The organism is Paenibacillus eucommiae, assembly GCF_017874215.1.
GTDB classification, from domain to species: Bacteria; Bacillota; Bacilli; order Paenibacillales; family NBRC-103111; genus Paenibacillus_AI; species Paenibacillus_AI eucommiae.
The window spans coordinates 1-16,669 of record NZ_JAGGLB010000066.1; the positions used below are offsets into that span (position 1 = coordinate 1).

Genomic DNA, 16,669 nt, shown 5'->3' on the forward strand with positions numbered 1-16,669 from the left:
GACGTAAGCCAATGACGAAATTCATTGGTCAATTCGCTCAGGCAGCCCAAATCGCGAAAATAATGGCGTATGAATGAAGTTTTGAACGTGCAGGATTTGATTTTCTTTGGTTTCGATGACGTGGATGCCCCAGGGTACCAGGCCAGAGCCCTCTTTGCCCGGCATATACTGGGCCAACGCCGGATAACCGCCATTCACCGTAATGGGCACAAATCGCGAACCTTCGCAATGCCAGCGAGTAAGCGAATAGAAGGCGGACAAATCTTCCTTGCCGCGGATCCACATCTCGAAGGGCGGCATCGACATGCAGCCTTCCTCGTGGAACAACGCGACGAGCGCAGCAATATCGAATTGCTCGAAGGCCTCCACATACCGGGACAGCAGCTGCTGCTCCGGTTGAACGTCCATGCTGCTGAGCACATCCGAGCGAAGCTGCGCCCGGTCCATCGTCTCTCGGGCTCTTTGCAAGGCGCTGTTCACCGCTGCCGGCGACATCGCCAACGTTTCCGCGATCTGCTTGGAGGACCATTCAAATACATCCTTCAAAATGAGTACCGCGCGCTGCCGCGGAGGCAAGTTCTGCAGGAGAGCGATGAAGCACAGTTGAAGGGTATCTCTGCGGACGAGCCGATCCTCCGGATTGCCCCCAAAGTCGGGAGACGGCCAGATCCAGGCAGAGTCCGGCAGCGTGTCGCGCGGCTCGACGATGGCGACGGCCGGGTCGAACAGGTCAACGGGAAGCGCGCGGCGTTTGGATTGTCTCAGCTTGTCCAAGCACAGGTTGGAGGCAATCCGATAGACCCAAGTTTTGAACGAGGAATCCTGTCTGAACGTGCTCCAGCTCTGCCAGACCCGAATACTTGTCTCCTGAACGGCATCGTCCGCATCGTCCATGGAGCCTAGCATTCGGTAACAGAACGAGGTTAAGCCCGGCTTCAAGCTTGCAAATAATGGTTCGTCAAATGCGGTCTCGTTCATCGCGGCCTCCCTTAACGATCTCCCCGAAGGGTGGTACCTTCATTATATACAATGAAGCGGACAGTCTCAATCCGAATAAATAGGCGGGATTTAGTACTCATGGATAAAAATTTAGCACGATCGTACTAATAATTCAATAACCAATAAATTAACCCTTGTCTATACTTTAGAAATAATTCACAATACCTCACGCCAGGACCTGAATACTGGAGCTATCCTGCCCGTTAGCGTAACCAACGGGCACCAGTCTAATACTTTATTTTCTTAGTTTAACACTTTATTTTCTTCTAACAGGTACTCCATTCACATCTTATATCCATGCCCGTTAGCGTAATGGTTTATATTTGATCAAGAGATTAAGCTAATCGAATATCTTCATAAGGTACGTACTTATCAGGTTCGACTTCTTTATATACCCGAACGTGCGTCACAGAAAAGGTCGGAAAAGGAGGTAACGCATTTCTTGCATCGGATTTCATCTCTTCTATTTCTTTTTCATTCATGCCCCAGTATGTTTGCCCCAATGTAAAATGTGGTGTGTAACTGTCCAATTCAAAATATCGTCGGATCTGTTCCTGCGAGGGCTTTACGGCTTCAACTAAACGCCTATGCAGTTCAAAAATCATATTTGATTTAACGCTTATGTAGACAACAGAATTGCCGAACGACGCCGTTTCAGAAACGAAGAACAAGTCTCTTTGATTTTATTCATCCAGACCAAGTCCTGATTTAGTCCTCCTTGGGCTTTAACTGTGACATGAGGCTCCACCACATCCAAAATGCGATTACTTGACCAACGATTTTGAAATTTGACTATTTGTTCTTTGTACTCATTTGGAGGAACAATACCTAAAAAGTACTGCATTTTCTCACCTACCTTTCGAACTCGGTAATGTTGGATGTTAGTTGTTGGAGAATGCCGAAATGCGTAGCCTCCTAGGTCACGCTTTCCCTGAGCTCAATCACGCTGGTACGGCCATTAACCGCTCTTTCATTTGTATGCGAGGTCGAATTCATATAAATATCAATGCTGCGAGACAAATCAAAACATACCTGGATCGGGGCTTTAATCTGATGCGTAGAACCTGTAAAAGATCTTAGCTCGCCGTTGTTTATGCGGGCGCCAAGGTCTTTTACATTTTGTTATTCCTTTGGCATTTCGTTAAAGAAAGCTACATCATCGACTGCCAGCCTCACCGTCCGATGACCGGGCTTCGCCACCTTGCCGATGGCGATCAGCATAATCGGAACGTAGCGTTCTGATATGCGGAAAGCTTCCATGAGCTTTTGTTTGTCGTAACCGCCCATCGGTACCGTGTCGTAGCCTTTAGCGCGGGCGACAAGCATGAGTTGCATCGATACTAGGCCACCGTCGGTATAAATTTTTTGGCGGATGGCCTCGGGCGGCATGCTCGAATACATGCCGGTATAGCGTTCAACCATCGATTTTGCCGTATCCGCAGGCATGAAGCCCGCATCGACCGCCATTCCGTAAATTTTCTCGGCCATTTTATAACACTCCAAATCTCCGAGTACCGCAATGACAGCCGAAGCCTCGACCACTTGCTGTTGATTGAATGCGATCGGAAGCAGCTTCTGCTTCAGTTCCGGCGAGTCGATAACGAGAAACCGCCACGGCTGCAGGTTAGCGGCTGAAGGAGCCAGCGTGGCTTGCCGCAATGTTTCGGTCAATTCCTTCCGCGATATCTTGATCTCGGGATCATAGCTACGAACCGACCGGCGTTCTCGAATAACATCAAAAAAAAGTTGGTGCTCCATCATTTGCGACGGTTGTGAAACCGACATGGTTCTCTCCTCCTTTGGGAAAAGCGGCATTCAGCATATTGTTTCAATACAACACTTGTTGTTTGAACAACATTCGTTGTATTTACATGTTATAATGATATTCGAATGGTACGCAATCATCAATAACCATGAACCGTTGTGTAGACAACACCATTTCTATAATGTCGTTTTATTGAGGAGATCTTAATCATGACAATTAAAAAGAATGAAGCTGATCCTCGTGTGATACGTACACGGCGACTCCTTCAAGACGCTTTTGCTTCATTAATTCAAGAAAAAGACTTTGAATCGATAACCGTTAGGGATATTGCAGAACGGGCTACTGTTAACAGAGCGACTTTTTATGCGCATTTTGTAGATAAATTCGAAATTCTTGAGGCCAAACTAATGGAATCATTTATGACAATTATAAATCGTAGAATAAGCGGTCACGAAGCATTAAATGAAGAAACAATTCAGAGTATTTTTCTGGGTGTATGCGATTTTCACAAGGGTCTAGACACTATGTGCAAAAGAAGGTATGAATCGCTTGGACCAGTATTCGAAATTCAAATAAAGGAAAAAATTCAAAAGATACTTCTTTCCTTTATAGACAAAGACAAGATGCTATCGAGTCCAAACGCGCAATTCTTAATAAATACAGCTTCTATCATGTTAAGTTGGGGGATGTATGGTGCGGCTTACGTTTGGAACATTGAGGGGTGTCTAATAAGTGCGGAATCATTCGTTAAACAGACTACGCCCTTATTGATGAATGGAGCCAAAGAACTGCTGGGGTAGGTATTGCTCTATCCTGCCCGTTAGCTTAATGGCTACCCACTAAACAGCCCATCTGCCGGACAATCTTGCCCTAAATCATACCCAGGGAGTTGAATGACAAAAAAAGCCCACCAAGACTGGAACAATCATTCTTAGCCTGCTTTTTTTGTCATTCAACTATCGTACCCGTTAGGTCAATCGTCAATTCCATAAATATCTATGTCATTTCGCATAACTGAACAAATTTTAAAGAATAAGGGATCCTCTGACTGCCGCTACAGCCGGAGAATCCCTATTAAAGTAACGTGCCCTTTAGGCCGCTGGGTCAACCGCACAACTAAGCTGGAACGTAGGTCAACCTGATCACCTTCTCGCCAATTCGATCGCTTGCCACGAGGCGCAGCGGCGGCCGCGGACCGGCGAAGAACGGCTTGCCGTGGCCCAGCACGACTGGATGGAGATAGAGTCGATACTCATCAACGAGACCGAGCTCCGTTAGACTGTGGGCCAACTCCGGCCCGGCAACTTCAATCTCCCCTTCATGCTGAGCCTTCAGCCCACGTATGGCCGCTGCGAGGTCGCCCTCGATCAGAGAAGCGTTCGGACCGACGGACTTTAACGTCCTCGACACCACCCACTTCGGTTTGCTTTGCCACGCCGCTGCGTATTCCCGTTCCGGCGCATCCCATTCAAAATGGTCTCCGTCCCAATACCGCATGGTCTCGTACATGCGGCGCCCGTACAGGCTGCCCGCCAGGCCGCGCACGTCGTCGATGAAATGACGGAATAGCACGGGGTCGGGCTGAAATGCCGTGTGGTCGTGGTCGACGAATCCGTCCAGAGACTGGTTCAATGCGAAAACGATCTTTGCCATGCGACTGACTCTCCTCCCTGGTTTTCTCGCACATTCATCATCAAGATTACACGTTCCATATGCAGCCTCCTTTATGTCTACATTTTATCATCCAACAGCATGTCCGGTTTCTCATGGATTGCTAATGTGCACAGTCCTGGCCTGACCGAATACAAATTTAATTTAACGAAGGATGGTAAATTAAACAATTCTGCCCGTTAGTTGAACAAAATCCCCCAAAAGAGATGACTTTTGGATGAGAAAGACCATCCTTAGCGGATGGCCATAATACTGGTACAGATACTCTTTCTTGTTTACCGCGTTTGTCGCACCATGATCCCGTTGCCATATGGGTCATAGAACGTGAAGCATGCCGCGCCCATCCGTTCCTCGATACTGGTAACGTCAGATGCGTCTTTCGCGGTCACGTGAGCTCTCGCCGATTCAACATCCGGCGAATCGATCACCAGGGCGGGGGTGACGCGCAGATCGAGCTGCAGCTTTTCGTAATACACCTTGCCGGACTGCGACAGCTGGTTGTCATCGACCAACAGATCCGCGCCCTTGTCCATCGCAATGCCATTCAACCCTTGCACCACCGGATCCGGTCGGACGTCTTTCCGCAAAAAGCCAGCGTACCAGTTCTCCGTCTCGGCCGCATTGTCTCCATGCGCAATCACGCGGCTGATCCTCGTGAGCAGCGGGTGTGCATCGCCCGCAGGCACCTGCGGCTGCTCGTGCGTTACAGCCCAGCACACCATGTTCCCGCCCACGTTGAAGTGTGCGACATCGGAATCACGGTACAGTTCTCCGATATGCGAATAGCCCATGCCTTTGCAGAAGTCGTACGACGCATCGATATCCCGGACCGATTCGAACATGATCATCGGCGGGAAGCCCCACATATTGCTGTCAAGAATGATTCCGGTGCCGTCGAATGATACGCCCCAGTAGATGCCGCCTCCCGTCTTGTCCGGCCGGATCTGCTGTTCAAACAGGTCCGCGTACCATTCGATAGACGCCTTCAGATCGGGTACGGGTAAAAATAAGGTGCTAATAACAGGCTTGATTAGGTGTGTCAAAGCTTGCACTTCCTCTACAATAAGTTGACTTCAACACAAGGACACATCGAAACGCAAATGTCTATCAATCCACCCAAAAAAAATTACAGCCGCTCCAGCGCGGCCTCCAGACATCCCGCCGCTTCCGCCTCTGCCTCCATCGCCGCCTTGAGCCCTGCCGCCATGTGTTCCCGGTTCGACGTTACGCCACCCATGCCAAACGGGAAAGACGGATACAACTGCTGCATGATCCGACCGATCTGCTTGTACAATTTGCTTGCGACCACTAAATGAGACCTCGCTTCGCCGCGAATGCTCCGGTCCCGGGAGAGCTGTTCCAAATAATGGCAGGCATGCTCGCGGGCTTCCGACAGGAGAGCCACCTGATAGGCGTGGCCAAGCGGATCTAGGCGGTTTTCCAGAACGGCGCTCTGCCATTCCCGGTAAGCGGCCTGACCGAACACAAAGCCGGACACGCGGGGCTCGTCCCCTCGGATCTGCTTCACGATGCCGGCGAGGACAGTGTGGAGGGAAGAGGGAGCACCCGTCCGCCTGTCCAGAACGGCCGCAAACAGCCCCGGACTTTCGGGGCTTCTGCCCAGGCTCTCATACGTATAGCGATGCACGCCGGGCCGGTGGCTTCGGCAAAGCAGCACCCGTTCCGAGTCGTCGTACCCAAAGACTAGGTCAAACTCGTTGATCGTCAGATTCCATACGATGGCTGGCCTGTTGGCCTCCACGGCGTCATGGATCAGCCGCAGCACGCCGACTTGCTGCTCCGGCAGGATCTGTTGTCGGCCGGGACGCCCGAAGCATCGGGCGCTCCACCCGACACGCTCCGCGGCACCGTAGAAAGCGAAGCTCCAGTCGAACGTCGACAACCCCCGCCAGTCACATCCGGAGGAAATGCCGATCCGGAACGCGTCGCCCGTCATCCCCATAATCGTCGTAAGTGGCCGATCCGTATCGCCGCCATACCGCAGCACTTCGAGCAGCGCGACGGACAGGAACGCATACGGACGCGAAAAACGGGGTTCCTCGAGGACGATGCGGCCCGGGTTGCCTTCGCGTTGGCGGCTGGAGAGATAACGATCCACTTCCATACGAAAACGATCCTCATTCAGCTTCGAACGGGAACGGGAAATCAGGTTATAGACGTTGCTTCGTGTAATGCCGAGCAACGCTGCGGCTTCATCCGGCTGCAGTCCCTCCTCCATCGCGTCCATGACGCGTTTCGCTTTGCCGCGCAAAGCGGCAAACGAGTGGTCCGCCACTTCACGGCGCGATTCACGGCGGAGTATCTCCTGCAGCGGTTCGTCCGGACGGCCGACCAGGTACGGATCGGCCGATTCGGGCAGATCGCCGAACGGCTTCGTCCGGTTCTCCGCGCCGCGCAGCATATTGATCGCCGTTCGGCGAACGAGCCTCCTCAGCCAGGGGCGGAAGCGCTCCGGATCCCGAAGGCCGGGGAGCTTGGCCGCCAGCCGCAGGAACGACTCCTGGACCGCGTCCTCGGCAAAATGAGTGTCCCGCAAAATATCGCGGGCCCACAACGCCGCCTCCTGCCTGTACGCGTTCATCAACTGCGTCAGCGCGTCCCGGTCGCCAGCGGCCGCACGCTTAATCATATCCGTTTGGTTCATGTTGTCTAACCTCGCCTCCGGCCCGTTAGTGTGCGACTTAGATGTTCAGGCTGCTGATCGCAAAGCTCATGCCGATAATACGCTGGCAAGCAACGTGCCGACGGCGATAGTGCCCTTCTTGAGCTCTTCGGAAATGGTCAATCCAGGTGCAGCCCCATATGTACTCATCTTTTTCCAAATGAATATTGTCATTATACTTAATTATAAGGATTATTACACTATCCTGCCCATTAGCTTAACGAAAACAAGGAGTAGCTGCCGTGGCGAACTGCTCTTTGTTAGTTCAACTAGCGTTAACCGTTAGTTTAATGGCACTGTGATACGGTTCTCCAAGCTATCTAATACGGCTGTTTTGAAGAAAGACCATGCTCAGTAAAGGATAGTCAGCACTTTAGTTGTACATCAAAAAAGGAGCTACCACGAAGTAAACTCCTTCTATTGCGGAACACTATTTGTTGCGACTAAGAAACTTCTCTGTCACCCCAGTTCCTTCGCCTTTATAGCCACTCCAAACATCCAGTACGTGGCCATCAGGATCAAAAACTTTAAACACGTATCCGCAGTCGCCCTGGTCATCGATTTCAGTTAATGAAACTCCGTTCATCAGCAGTCTTTTATGATACTGATTAATTTCCTTAATATATATACAAAAGATCGGGTACTCTTGGATGACCACATTGTCATCTTGCCAGAAATCCAACGTTGCTCCCCAAGGTAGATGAACACTGGCATATCCATCATTCTGTTGCTTAACCTCACAGCCAAGGTTTAATGAATACCAATCTACCGATCTTTGAATGTTTGATACTCGAACATAAATTGAGACAACTCCTACAACATCATTAAGAAGCTTCTTCTGGTCAGTCATTAATTGTTGATCCATCACTGACACTCCTAACTTGTAGATTTATTCTATTAATCATAACAAGCACACACTTTACTGTAAATACTTTCCTTATCCTTCTACGATAACCTTCCCGTTAGCGTATCACCTTCTGTGGCTAGGCTTTTACAAATGCAATTGAGTGCGTAACTGCCAGTTAGCGTAACAACCGGCCGCCGCGGCAACGTTTACAGTTGAGCTGCTAGGATCTTGCAATAATCTAACCTTCTCTATGTATCATAATCCTGTTTCCATCTGGGTCCTTGATCACGATGACTCTGGAATCTTTGGTTATTTCATTCTCTTTGGGGTTTACAATTTCTATTTGGAGTTCTACTAGATGTTGAAAAGATTTTAAAATATCTTTTGTGCTAAAAAAGAAGAGATGATTGGGGCTAGCCTTCAACTCATCTCGATTCATACTATCCAATAAAAGTGTTGTCTCTCCCAAATGGATGGAATAAACCGTTCTTTCTTCCGATTTCTCATGATCAGCAAACTTAGGATCTAACGGGTGACCCAGCAGTTTTTTGTACCAATTCACTGAATAATTCATATTTGTCACGGGTACAAATACCGCACCAATCTTGCTATCAATAGGACAACTTTTGTCTACTTGAACTTGTTCACTCATATCAGGTTCCTCCTCATTTTTTGATTCTAATTTGCAATATATCACTATTGCACATTTGGAACGGACTTCAGTTTATACCCATACGAACCAGATTAGGCTTTTTTTATCAATATGGATTTTTTGTTGGAACCGAGTGTCATTGAGCTATCGTTACCCGCTAGGTTAACGATTCGAGGAACTTATAAATTACAGGTTTGTCTGGGGGAGATAATTCGTTTGGAATTTCAGAATAGCTAAAGAATCTTAATTCTTGTACTTCGACTCCGTCTTCTTTAAGGGCTCCTTCAAAATCAGAGCATACGTAGGCGAACACAACATTATATACTTCATCACCATGAGGATATTTATAGTACAGGTCTTTTCCAGAGAATATGTTAAATAATTCAAGGCTCCTGGCTTCCAATCCTGTTTCCTCAAGCAGTTCCCTTTTTGCAACCTCTTCTAAAGATTCCCCAGGTTCCATAGAACCACCAGGCAGTCCCCATAATCCGTTATCCGTTCTAAGTTGTAATAACAGTCTTTGCTTACTACACAATAGAACGCAGGCTCCATACTGGTTGTCCAATCGAAAAACGCCCCGCACTCAAGACTCCATTATTCACCATATGGATGATACGTTTTATAATCTATTCAACTAAACTGCCTGTCTAGGTTAGAAAAATCTGCCGATCTGCTGGCGCCTTTGTAGGTGTTTATTAAGCAAATCTGCCCGTTAGCTTAACGAGGAGGCTGCCGTTCATGTCGGCAGCCTCGTCCTAGGTGTTTATTCAGCTATCGTTTCCCGTTAGCTGAAAAGGCTACCGCTTATGTTGGTAGCCTTTTGTTAATAAATTCTCATTATCCGATAGTTTAGAGAATTATTTTCTTTTTAATAATTTATGAATACTCGATGGCTTTAAACCAGCTTGAATAAGCAATTTGATATTGAAACCCGACTTCCCATAGCTTAAACGATACCAATAGTAATTTATGTATTCTATCACGGAAAAAACATAAATTAACATACCAAAAAACAGGTCTCTTTTATTCTGTGCAAGCATTAACAATAAAATAACAACTAACACAGCCAAAAGAAGATTCATTCTTCTCAGCACGATTAGGGTTTTCCGCATTAACAATGATTTCTCTTTACCTAATGATTGAGATCTAAATACCCAATATAGCACACCTTGAATTAACTGCAACACAAGAAATGAAAACGCAAGCAAGCTTGCGAATCCTAAATCTAAATAAAGTTTAAATACAACCAAAAAAGAAAAAGCCGCTACTAACTCACCCAAAGCTAGATTCAACAAGTGTTTTCTTAGTTTTCTCATAAAACCCCTTTTAAAGATCACCAACACGAACAGTCTTAGATCAATTAATGTATTCATTTTATCACAGTATCTTGTTAAGCATAACTGCCCGTTAGCTTAATAAAAACAAGGAGCAACTGCCGCGGCAAACTGCTCCCTTGTATCGTTCAACTAACGTTACCCGTTAGTTTAATCCTCATAAGAAAAATTCGTAAAGACGGAGTTGCTCGGTTTAATTGTTGCCGCGGCGTTTTAGTGCAATATTTGACGATAATCGTTGAGAAAATCAAAAATTACGATTTATCCTGTTCATAAAACTCAATATAGCTTCAATGCGTATTTTATCAGCGCATTCTTCGCAACAAAAATACTTAACCTTTCTTTCCTTTGCTTGCTCATATTTTAGCGAACCTTCGTATGCTTTGAATGTTTTTTTACAACTAAAACAAAGTACCTCATAGTAAAACATTGTTATCCGCCCTCCTAAGTGACACCCTGCTTTCTAGTTGATATATCGAAGATTGTAACCAGTTCTCTCGTATATTCCTGAACATCTAAATGGGGCTTTCTCATTAATTCCATGGTGAACCCGTCAATGGCATTTCTTATTGTTAACGCCATTACCCTTGCCGATGATTTGGTAAATTCCCGAAATATCCCTTCTTGCATTCCTTGGGTGAGAATATTTTCAATTGGAACTAATACGGCTTCATCGTGTTCTGCCGCAAACTGAAGTTTACCATTAGCAGTTATCGTTTTAGAAACCAATTCTATAACAGCGAAAACATGCTTCCGATTTTCAGCTACAAATGCAAGATTGGATTCAATGTATACTCGAAGCATTTCTTTAGGAGATTTTTGGGCTTCTATTCGCGGAGCAATGTATGATTGCCAAGCTATATAGTATTCGATATTTATTTGCTCCAATAATTCCTCTTTATTTGCAAAGTGGTAAGAAATAACCCCCTTACTAATTTTCGCACGTTTTGCAATCTCTCCTAAAGAGGCTTGAGTTAAACCTACTTCTGCGATTGTCTCAATCGCACATTCCACAATTTGAGCTCTACGGGCTTTTTCGATAAATGACATTTTTTTTTGGTTAGCTGGATCTTTTTTTTTACTCATGTTTTTATTTTAGTACAGTCGTACAAAAAAATCAAACAAAAAAACCATTTAGGTGAATATGATCTAAATGGTTTTTAAACCCCTTTATACAACTAACCTGCCCTTTAGCTTAATATCAAGATGAATCCTTACTTTGGCTTTGAAGGGTGTTTTATGCTTAACAAGGTCATTTTTTTTCTAAAGATATGTATTCGTAACTTGCCAAATACTCATGATTTTCTTCAATAAGATTCCAAGTATTCTCATCATCCATTGTTATTTTAAAAGCTCCATACGATATAACTCTTTACAAATAGTCCAAACTATTAAAAATTAAAATCAGCCCAATGATACACATGATCCACGAAATAGCCGATCCTGAATGCTTCGCAAGCTTGATTCGAAGCCTTTCCAATGGTCTTTGCATCTTTCGTCCTAATAATAAATGCAATGTAAACACGATTAATGGCGGTAGCACCATAATAAAATTATAACCAGCTAAAATCGGGAGCCACTGCAAAACTGCTAAATTTGAGCTCGTCATAAGACCAATCGCAGCAAAATAAGGAAACGCTGTACCCACCTCAATCAAAGATGTTGTGAACCCGAGTGCAATCATGGATGTCTTACTTTTTGACTTCGGCCTTGGCAAATCCGATTTTTTACTCTTAGGATAGTAAAAGCTAGCAATAAACAGAATCCCCCCAATGATCAGCATAACCCAACTTACGATCCTATTTTGAAAGATGGAGGAGAAAGCCGCCAGTAAAACATCTAGGCCTAACATGAAAGCAACACCTACTAAAAAATAAAATGCTGCGACTGTCACTAAATAAATCATTAAACGTGACCTTAATCGCTCTTTTTCAGTTAACAGCAAATATACCGTTACCCCCAAAGTAGCTGGACTTAGCATATCTAATAGGGCTAATCCCCCTACCATAAAAAGTAATTCAAAACTCACGATTCTCCTCCTTGTTCGATGGAAGAGTCCTGTAGGGAAGAAATGTGAATATGATATGCTCGCTCCATAAAATCAAGCACTTCCTTTTCTATAGGATAAAGTCCGAGCATCTCAGATTGCTTTGGACATTTCCGTAAATCCCATAACTTATTAATAAACTCGTCTTCATCTTTAAATTCTTCCACTTGTTTTTCCAGCATACGCCGTATTATGCCTTGCACTCTTGATGAGGCAGGATCCTCCTTTATATGTCGTTTTATCTGACCTAGCAGTGCAATCCACTCCAGAGAATCAGGGTCTTCTCCATTCATTTTTGGAAGCTTTGTCCAAACCTTAATCTCCTTATCATTAAACATGCTCTCCTTGAAGGGAAGTAATCTTTTTTTATTTTGATTCCATAGCTGAATAAGTTTCTGTATCGCAATATGGTGATCCCCACCTTCGACTGCAATACCATTTATCAATTCCCGCAGTGACGACTCTATACTCTTTAATCTTTCTTGCTCTTCAATGATATAAACTAACTGGCTTTTCAAACTAATCGACCAATCCCATTTAGAATCAGATAGCATATCTCGAATATCTTGCAAACTGTAACCCATTCCTTTTAAAAATTGGATATATTGTAGTTTCTTTAAATCCTCTTCTGAATATAGGCGATGTCCCCCTTCTGTTTTGGATGAAGCTGTCAATAACCCGATCTGATCATAGTACCGAAGTGTTCTGACCGTGATCTTCGTTTGTTTCGCAACTTCTTTAATATGAATCAAGTACAGACACCTCCGATGATTGATAAATACTATTTCTCTTTATCTTTACTTACAGCATATTTAATTAAATATCCAATCCTAGTCCGACTAATGCTCCCAGAAATGCTTGATCAAGCATAAGTCCAACCCCTGCTCCTATAATGACACAGGCATAAATAATGATATCTCCTTGTTTCATATCTATCATCCCCTTTGTATAAATCTCTTCTCCCCCTCAATTAGCTGATTTAATCGACATCACTCAGGAAAAGTTTCAGCATTAGCCCTATTATACAAAATGACGTTACGTCACTTTCAAGTATTTTATTATTAGAAAGTAAAGTATATCTCCCATAAAGGTCGACAAAAATAGCTTGATGTTGACGCAACGTAATCTTTATAATCATTTTCACAATACAATTATTAAGAGGTGATGATATGAATAAATATTACTTTTTTCTTCTATTCGTGGGTATGCTTTTTCTTAGTGCCTGTAGTAATAATGAAGAAAAAGAAGATCTGCGAACAATTTCACTAGAGGAAGTAGATATCCTCCATATTGACCATGGCAGCACAACATTAAAAGTAGAATCAGCAAACATTGAATCACTTGAAGCTTCCTTACTTATGAATAATAATGGACCGGAAATCGTTATTGAGGAAGGGAAACAAAAAATCAAAATTCGGCTGAAGCATGTCAGACGCATGTTAAATATCGGGAGAATGCCTCAGCTATCCATCCGTATTCCGACACAATATGAGGGAAAAGTAACGATTGACGGCTCTTCAGGCAACGTAAAGATAAGAAATCTGAACACGCAAAAACTCAATATTAAAGGAAGTAGCGGAAATGTAGCGCTTGACTACATAGAAATAAATAGTGACATTAATGTTTCTGTCAAAAGTGGCAGCGTTCATTTCAACTCCAAACAACTTCTGGAAATATAACAATTAAATAAAACATTTTGAACAGCTATGATCGCAAAGGCCATAATGAAGTCATTCAAGGGACAAGTTTCCCTAACCAATTGACAGGCAATCAACAAAAGAGGCCTGCTTCCATCTTTCTAAGGGAAGCAGGCTTCTGATATTATTCCTCCGCTATCGTATCCCGATAGCTTAATGATCTCAATGAACAACGGCAGCCGATCAAATTTATTTGCCGGCTGCCGTTTATGGAGAATCCACTAATCTTTTCCGTTAGCGTATGACTAAAATTAACAATTATGGCTGCCAAACTTCCCACAAGTTTCCATCCAGATCATAGAACTGAAAGTTAGGTCCACATTCTCGTCCTTCCGGAATATCGCTTACTATGCGCACCCCGTTTTGCTTAAACCGCTTATACAACTCCTGAATGCGCGGGGTTATGAAACAGCCGACAGCGGCACGATCACCGTTATTGTGGGTAAATCCTAATCGGCCACCTTCTAAGTTTGATTGAACTAGAAACATAGCGGGAACCGTAGTTCTTAGGCCAGCATCTTGTAGCTTATCTCCATGATCAGGAAAACGCAAAATCGCAATTCCCGAACCAGGCTTAACTTGTTCGTGTGCTCTAGGTTGTCTGCAGCCGAGATTTTTTCGATACCATTCCACGGATTCGTAGACATCCTGCACAGGAACGTAAATACATGTGATTCCTGTAATGTCCTCCAACTTGTTTTCTAGTTGAATTTCTTCTGCTTGATTTTGGCTCAAAAATATCCCCTCCACTTAAATAAATTACCAATGCTACAAATAGAATACTGTACATTTGTTCCCTTGTAACGATTTCCTTTTATAAATTTTCTTAAGAGCCACAATTGCAGATGCCGATTTATAATACCATGTATTGGAACTATCCTGCCCGTTAGCGTAATAAAAACAAGGAGCAACTGCCGCGGCAACTGCTCCTTGTTTTGTTCAACTAATGTGTCCCGTTAGTTCAGCAGATTTTTATTTTTCACTAGATTGTCTGTTTCGTGAATCAGATCATGTAACAGGCTTAGAGCCTTCTCCAATCCGGCCTGATCTTCTGTCACTAAGGTCAATATCTTGTTTATTCTATGGGAGTAATTGCTTGGGACCATGCTAAAAGTATCGACGATAGCAGCAGCTCCTTTTTCGTTCATCCAGTATGTTTCATTAAGTGCAAACAAAACCTGATTTACACAAGAGACTGATCTAAAACAACATCCAGCAATGTAAGATAAATCATTTTTATAGATACCTTTTTTCCCAATCTCTAAGGAGAAATTCGCTTCCCATAAGAATTTTTGAATAACTGCTTTTTGCAAAACGTGCGAGTATGGATTTGTTCTAGACTTCATTTCTCCAACAAGACCTGTTGGGTCCCATAAAATCCTACACAATGCGATTTCAGCTAAATATATAGAATTGATAAATCCATGAGGATGTCCCGGTTGATACTCGATTGTGATATCCCCTCTGAGACATTTGTCAATTACTTTTGACACTTTATTAAGATCACGGTATAAAAAATCGACCGGTTGTTGATTCACTTTCAGCCAACCACCACCATTTATCCATGGCCCCCAGCCACCGATTTCTGTTATTAAATTGACTCTATTATCGTCATCCAAGGTGGAAGCTATCCGATCAAGGTGGGCTATGTCTAACCCATTGTTTAGGTTATAATAAATTCCAATATCAATATCAGAGTTGGGGTTTTCAGTCCCCCTAGCTCTTGAACCACCTAGAACCAGAGCCTGCACACCGTCGATTTGCTTAAGACAATCAATAATTTTGGAAATAATACTTTGCACATCCATACCTCTCACTCCATTCAAATATGTCTAAACATAATAATAATCAATTTTGTTCCTACTGAGTAGGGAAAGATCTGTTTATACAAAATTGCCCATTAGTTTAATAAAAACAAGGAGCAAATGCCGCGGCAAACTGCTCCTTGTTTCGTTCAAATAACGTGCCCGTTAGTTTAGCATTCGTACTCGACAGTTAATTGCTTTTATCGAAGACCACTCTTGAAAAAGTAATAGAAGCTCCTCCAAGTTAGCGTTTCCTCCCCTACCCTTGAATAAATTATCACTTACGTTTCAGTAAATCCAATCAGTATCGGAACGTTCAAGTTTCAATGTCTAAAGTCCATATCTTCCAGATACGTCCCTTCCAATTGAATGTCAATAGCCCATCCTAGATTATCAATTGTTGAAACTCTAATTCCATAGCAATGTTCCCAATCACCATCACAATTCTCTGCGTACCACTTTTCTGGGGTAGTACCAACAAAACGCGGAAAACATACGCTAAGAATATTAAAGGATCTAAAGAAACATAATCAGTATAAATAGTATAAAGAAAAAAGGAACTGTAATCATAGTTCCTTAACATACTAAAGCTACTGTTCATTTATATAAAAAATCTAATATATCCAGTAAGGGATTCGCTAACAATTATTTGTTAAAATATCTGACGACTATCTTTAAGTAGAACATCGTGTGCACTACCCTCAACAATACTTGTAGAAGAAACTAAGGTTATCTTAGCATTTTTTTGTAGTTCAGGAAGTGTCAGGTAACCACAATTACACATTGTTGAACGTACTTTACTTAAAGAAAGTCCAACATTATCTTCTAAACTTCCTGCATATGGTACAAACGAATCAACTCCTTCTTCAAAAGAAAGCTTTTCGTCACCGCCTAAGTCATATCTCTGCCAATTTTTTGCCCTTGTACTTCCTTCTCCCCAATACTCCTTCATGTAATTACCGTTTATATTCACTTTTTCAGTGGGGCTTTCATCAAATCGGGCAAAATATCTTCCTAACATTAGAAAATCTGCTCCCATAGCTAGTGCCAATGTAATGTGATAATCGTGTACAATACCTCCATCAGAACAAATTGGTACATAGATTCCTGTCTCATTAAAATATTCATCACGAGCCTTCGCTACCTCAATTAATGCGGTAGCTTGACCT

Annotated in this window: 20 protein-coding genes; 2 read left to right on the forward strand and 18 right to left on the reverse strand. The window is 43.7% G+C overall.

Features of this window, described 5'->3' with window-relative positions; all coding sequences use genetic code 11:
- Positions 1-21 precede the first annotated feature (21 nt).
- From J2Z66_RS41880 to J2Z66_RS41890, 3 genes are all read right to left on the reverse strand, one after another.
- Complete coding sequence (locus J2Z66_RS41880) at positions 22-978, reverse strand: sigma-70 family RNA polymerase sigma factor (protein ID WP_209979967.1); 957 nt, start codon at positions 976-978, stop codon at positions 22-24.
- Between the two features lie 356 nt (positions 979-1,334).
- A complete protein-coding gene (locus J2Z66_RS41885) occupies positions 1,335-1,670 on the reverse strand; it encodes a 2'-5' RNA ligase family protein (protein ID WP_209979969.1) in 336 nt (111 codons plus the stop codon).
- 451 nt (positions 1,671-2,121) lie between these two features.
- Positions 2,122-2,784: a nitroreductase family protein gene (locus J2Z66_RS41890; RefSeq protein ID WP_209979971.1), complete on the reverse strand. Its 663-nt coding sequence runs from the start codon at positions 2,782-2,784 to the stop codon at positions 2,122-2,124.
- 189 nt (positions 2,785-2,973) lie between these two features.
- On the opposite strand from J2Z66_RS41890, the gene J2Z66_RS41895 reads away from it, so the two are divergent.
- Positions 2,974-3,564, forward strand: a complete 591-nt coding sequence (locus J2Z66_RS41895; RefSeq protein WP_209979973.1) for a TetR/AcrR family transcriptional regulator — start codon at positions 2,974-2,976, stop codon at positions 3,562-3,564.
- 316 nt (positions 3,565-3,880) lie between these two features.
- Here J2Z66_RS41895 and J2Z66_RS41900 read toward each other — a convergent pair whose 3' ends face one another.
- The 11 genes from J2Z66_RS41900 to J2Z66_RS41945 all read right to left on the reverse strand — a co-directional run bounded on the left by J2Z66_RS41900 (position 3,881) and on the right by J2Z66_RS41945 (position 12,750).
- Positions 3,881-4,417, reverse strand: a complete 537-nt coding sequence (locus tag J2Z66_RS41900; RefSeq protein WP_209979975.1) for a dihydrofolate reductase family protein — start codon at positions 4,415-4,417, stop codon at positions 3,881-3,883.
- A gap of 293 nt (positions 4,418-4,710) precedes the next feature.
- Positions 4,711-5,478, reverse strand: a complete 768-nt coding sequence (locus J2Z66_RS41905; RefSeq protein ID WP_209979978.1) for a VOC family protein — start codon at positions 5,476-5,478, stop codon at positions 4,711-4,713.
- An 83-nt stretch (positions 5,479-5,561) separates the two neighbouring features.
- Complete coding sequence (locus tag J2Z66_RS41910; RefSeq protein ID WP_209979981.1) at positions 5,562-7,100, reverse strand: RNA polymerase sigma factor; 1,539 nt, start codon at positions 7,098-7,100, stop codon at positions 5,562-5,564.
- Positions 7,101-7,548: 448 nt separating this feature from the next.
- The gene (locus J2Z66_RS41915; protein WP_209979983.1) at positions 7,549-7,983 is read right to left on the reverse strand and encodes a VOC family protein; all 435 of its coding nucleotides are present in this window, start codon (positions 7,981-7,983) and stop codon (positions 7,549-7,551) included.
- 220 nt (positions 7,984-8,203) lie between these two features.
- Positions 8,204-8,617: a VOC family protein gene (locus J2Z66_RS41920; protein ID WP_209979985.1), complete on the reverse strand. Its 414-nt coding sequence runs from the start codon at positions 8,615-8,617 to the stop codon at positions 8,204-8,206.
- Between the two features lie 157 nt (positions 8,618-8,774).
- On the reverse strand, positions 8,775-9,200 hold the full coding sequence (locus J2Z66_RS41925; RefSeq protein ID WP_209979987.1) for an NUDIX hydrolase: 426 nt from the start codon (positions 9,198-9,200) through the stop codon (positions 8,775-8,777).
- Between the two features lie 274 nt (positions 9,201-9,474).
- Positions 9,475-9,933, reverse strand: coding sequence for a hypothetical protein (locus J2Z66_RS41930; protein WP_209979989.1), 459 nt, complete (start codon positions 9,931-9,933; stop codon positions 9,475-9,477).
- A 265-nt stretch (positions 9,934-10,198) separates the two neighbouring features.
- Positions 10,199-10,381: a DUF2197 domain-containing protein gene (locus J2Z66_RS44335; protein ID WP_446686408.1), complete on the reverse strand. Its 183-nt coding sequence runs from the start codon at positions 10,379-10,381 to the stop codon at positions 10,199-10,201.
- Positions 10,382-10,395: 14 nt separating this feature from the next.
- Positions 10,396-11,037 carry a TetR/AcrR family transcriptional regulator gene (locus J2Z66_RS41935; protein WP_209979991.1) on the reverse strand — a complete coding sequence of 214 codons (642 nt, stop codon included), beginning with the start codon at positions 11,035-11,037 and terminating at the stop codon, positions 10,396-10,398.
- 286 nt (positions 11,038-11,323) lie between these two features.
- On the reverse strand, positions 11,324-11,983 hold the full coding sequence (locus J2Z66_RS41940) for a GAP family protein (RefSeq protein ID WP_376774573.1): 660 nt from the start codon (positions 11,981-11,983) through the stop codon (positions 11,324-11,326).
- Positions 11,977-12,750 (reverse strand): MerR family transcriptional regulator, encoded by a 774-nt coding sequence (locus J2Z66_RS41945; protein ID WP_209979995.1) that lies wholly within the window; start codon positions 12,748-12,750, stop codon positions 11,977-11,979. The genes J2Z66_RS41940 and J2Z66_RS41945 overlap by 7 nt, the downstream gene beginning before the upstream one ends.
- Before the next feature lie 417 nt (positions 12,751-13,167).
- Between J2Z66_RS41945 and J2Z66_RS41950 the strand changes: the two genes are divergently transcribed.
- Positions 13,168-13,677: a DUF4097 family beta strand repeat-containing protein gene (locus tag J2Z66_RS41950; RefSeq protein ID WP_209979997.1), complete on the forward strand. Its 510-nt coding sequence runs from the start codon at positions 13,168-13,170 to the stop codon at positions 13,675-13,677.
- A 276-nt stretch (positions 13,678-13,953) separates the two neighbouring features.
- Here J2Z66_RS41950 and J2Z66_RS41955 read toward each other — a convergent pair whose 3' ends face one another.
- The 4 genes from J2Z66_RS41955 to J2Z66_RS41970 all read right to left on the reverse strand — a co-directional run.
- On the reverse strand, positions 13,954-14,430 hold the full coding sequence (locus J2Z66_RS41955; RefSeq protein WP_209979999.1) for a VOC family protein: 477 nt from the start codon (positions 14,428-14,430) through the stop codon (positions 13,954-13,956).
- Positions 14,431-14,651: 221 nt separating this feature from the next.
- Entirely contained in the window at positions 14,652-15,503 is an 852-nt protein-coding gene (locus tag J2Z66_RS41960; protein ID WP_209980001.1) for a nucleotidyltransferase domain-containing protein, read from the reverse strand.
- A gap of 320 nt (positions 15,504-15,823) precedes the next feature.
- Positions 15,824-16,006, reverse strand: coding sequence for an Imm53 family immunity protein (locus J2Z66_RS44270; RefSeq protein ID WP_209980006.1), 183 nt, complete (start codon positions 16,004-16,006; stop codon positions 15,824-15,826).
- 146 nt (positions 16,007-16,152) lie between these two features.
- A partial coding sequence (locus tag J2Z66_RS41970) for an IMP dehydrogenase (RefSeq protein WP_209980004.1) occupies positions 16,153-16,669 on the reverse strand: 517 nt, incomplete at its 5' end.

Coding starts and splice junctions, on each gene's coding strand:
- J2Z66_RS41880 (WP_209979967.1), bottom strand. CDS start 978: ATGAACGAGACCGCATTTGACGAACCATTATTTGCAAGCTTGAAGCCG.
- J2Z66_RS41890 (WP_209979971.1), bottom strand. CDS start 2,784: ATGTCGGTTTCACAACCGTCGCAAATGATGGAGCACCAACTTTTTTTT.
- J2Z66_RS41895 (WP_209979973.1), top strand. CDS start 2,974: ATGACAATTAAAAAGAATGAAGCTGATCCTCGTGTGATACGTACACGG.
- J2Z66_RS41900 (WP_209979975.1), bottom strand. CDS start 4,417: ATGGCAAAGATCGTTTTCGCATTGAACCAGTCTCTGGACGGATTCGTC.
- J2Z66_RS41910 (WP_209979981.1), bottom strand. CDS start 7,100: ATGAACCAAACGGATATGATTAAGCGTGCGGCCGCTGGCGACCGGGAC.
- J2Z66_RS41915 (WP_209979983.1), bottom strand. CDS start 7,983: ATGGATCAACAATTAATGACTGACCAGAAGAAGCTTCTTAATGATGTT.
- J2Z66_RS41920 (WP_209979985.1), bottom strand. CDS start 8,617: ATGAGTGAACAAGTTCAAGTAGACAAAAGTTGTCCTATTGATAGCAAG.
- J2Z66_RS41930 (WP_209979989.1), bottom strand. CDS start 9,933: ATGAGAAAACTAAGAAAACACTTGTTGAATCTAGCTTTGGGTGAGTTA.
- J2Z66_RS44335 (WP_446686408.1), bottom strand. CDS start 10,381: ATGTTTTACTATGAGGTACTTTGTTTTAGTTGTAAAAAAACATTCAAA.
- J2Z66_RS41935 (WP_209979991.1), bottom strand. CDS start 11,037: ATGAGTAAAAAAAAAGATCCAGCTAACCAAAAAAAAATGTCATTTATC.
- J2Z66_RS41950 (WP_209979997.1), top strand. CDS start 13,168: ATGAATAAATATTACTTTTTTCTTCTATTCGTGGGTATGCTTTTTCTT.
- J2Z66_RS41960 (WP_209980001.1), bottom strand. CDS start 15,503: ATGGATGTGCAAAGTATTATTTCCAAAATTATTGATTGTCTTAAGCAA.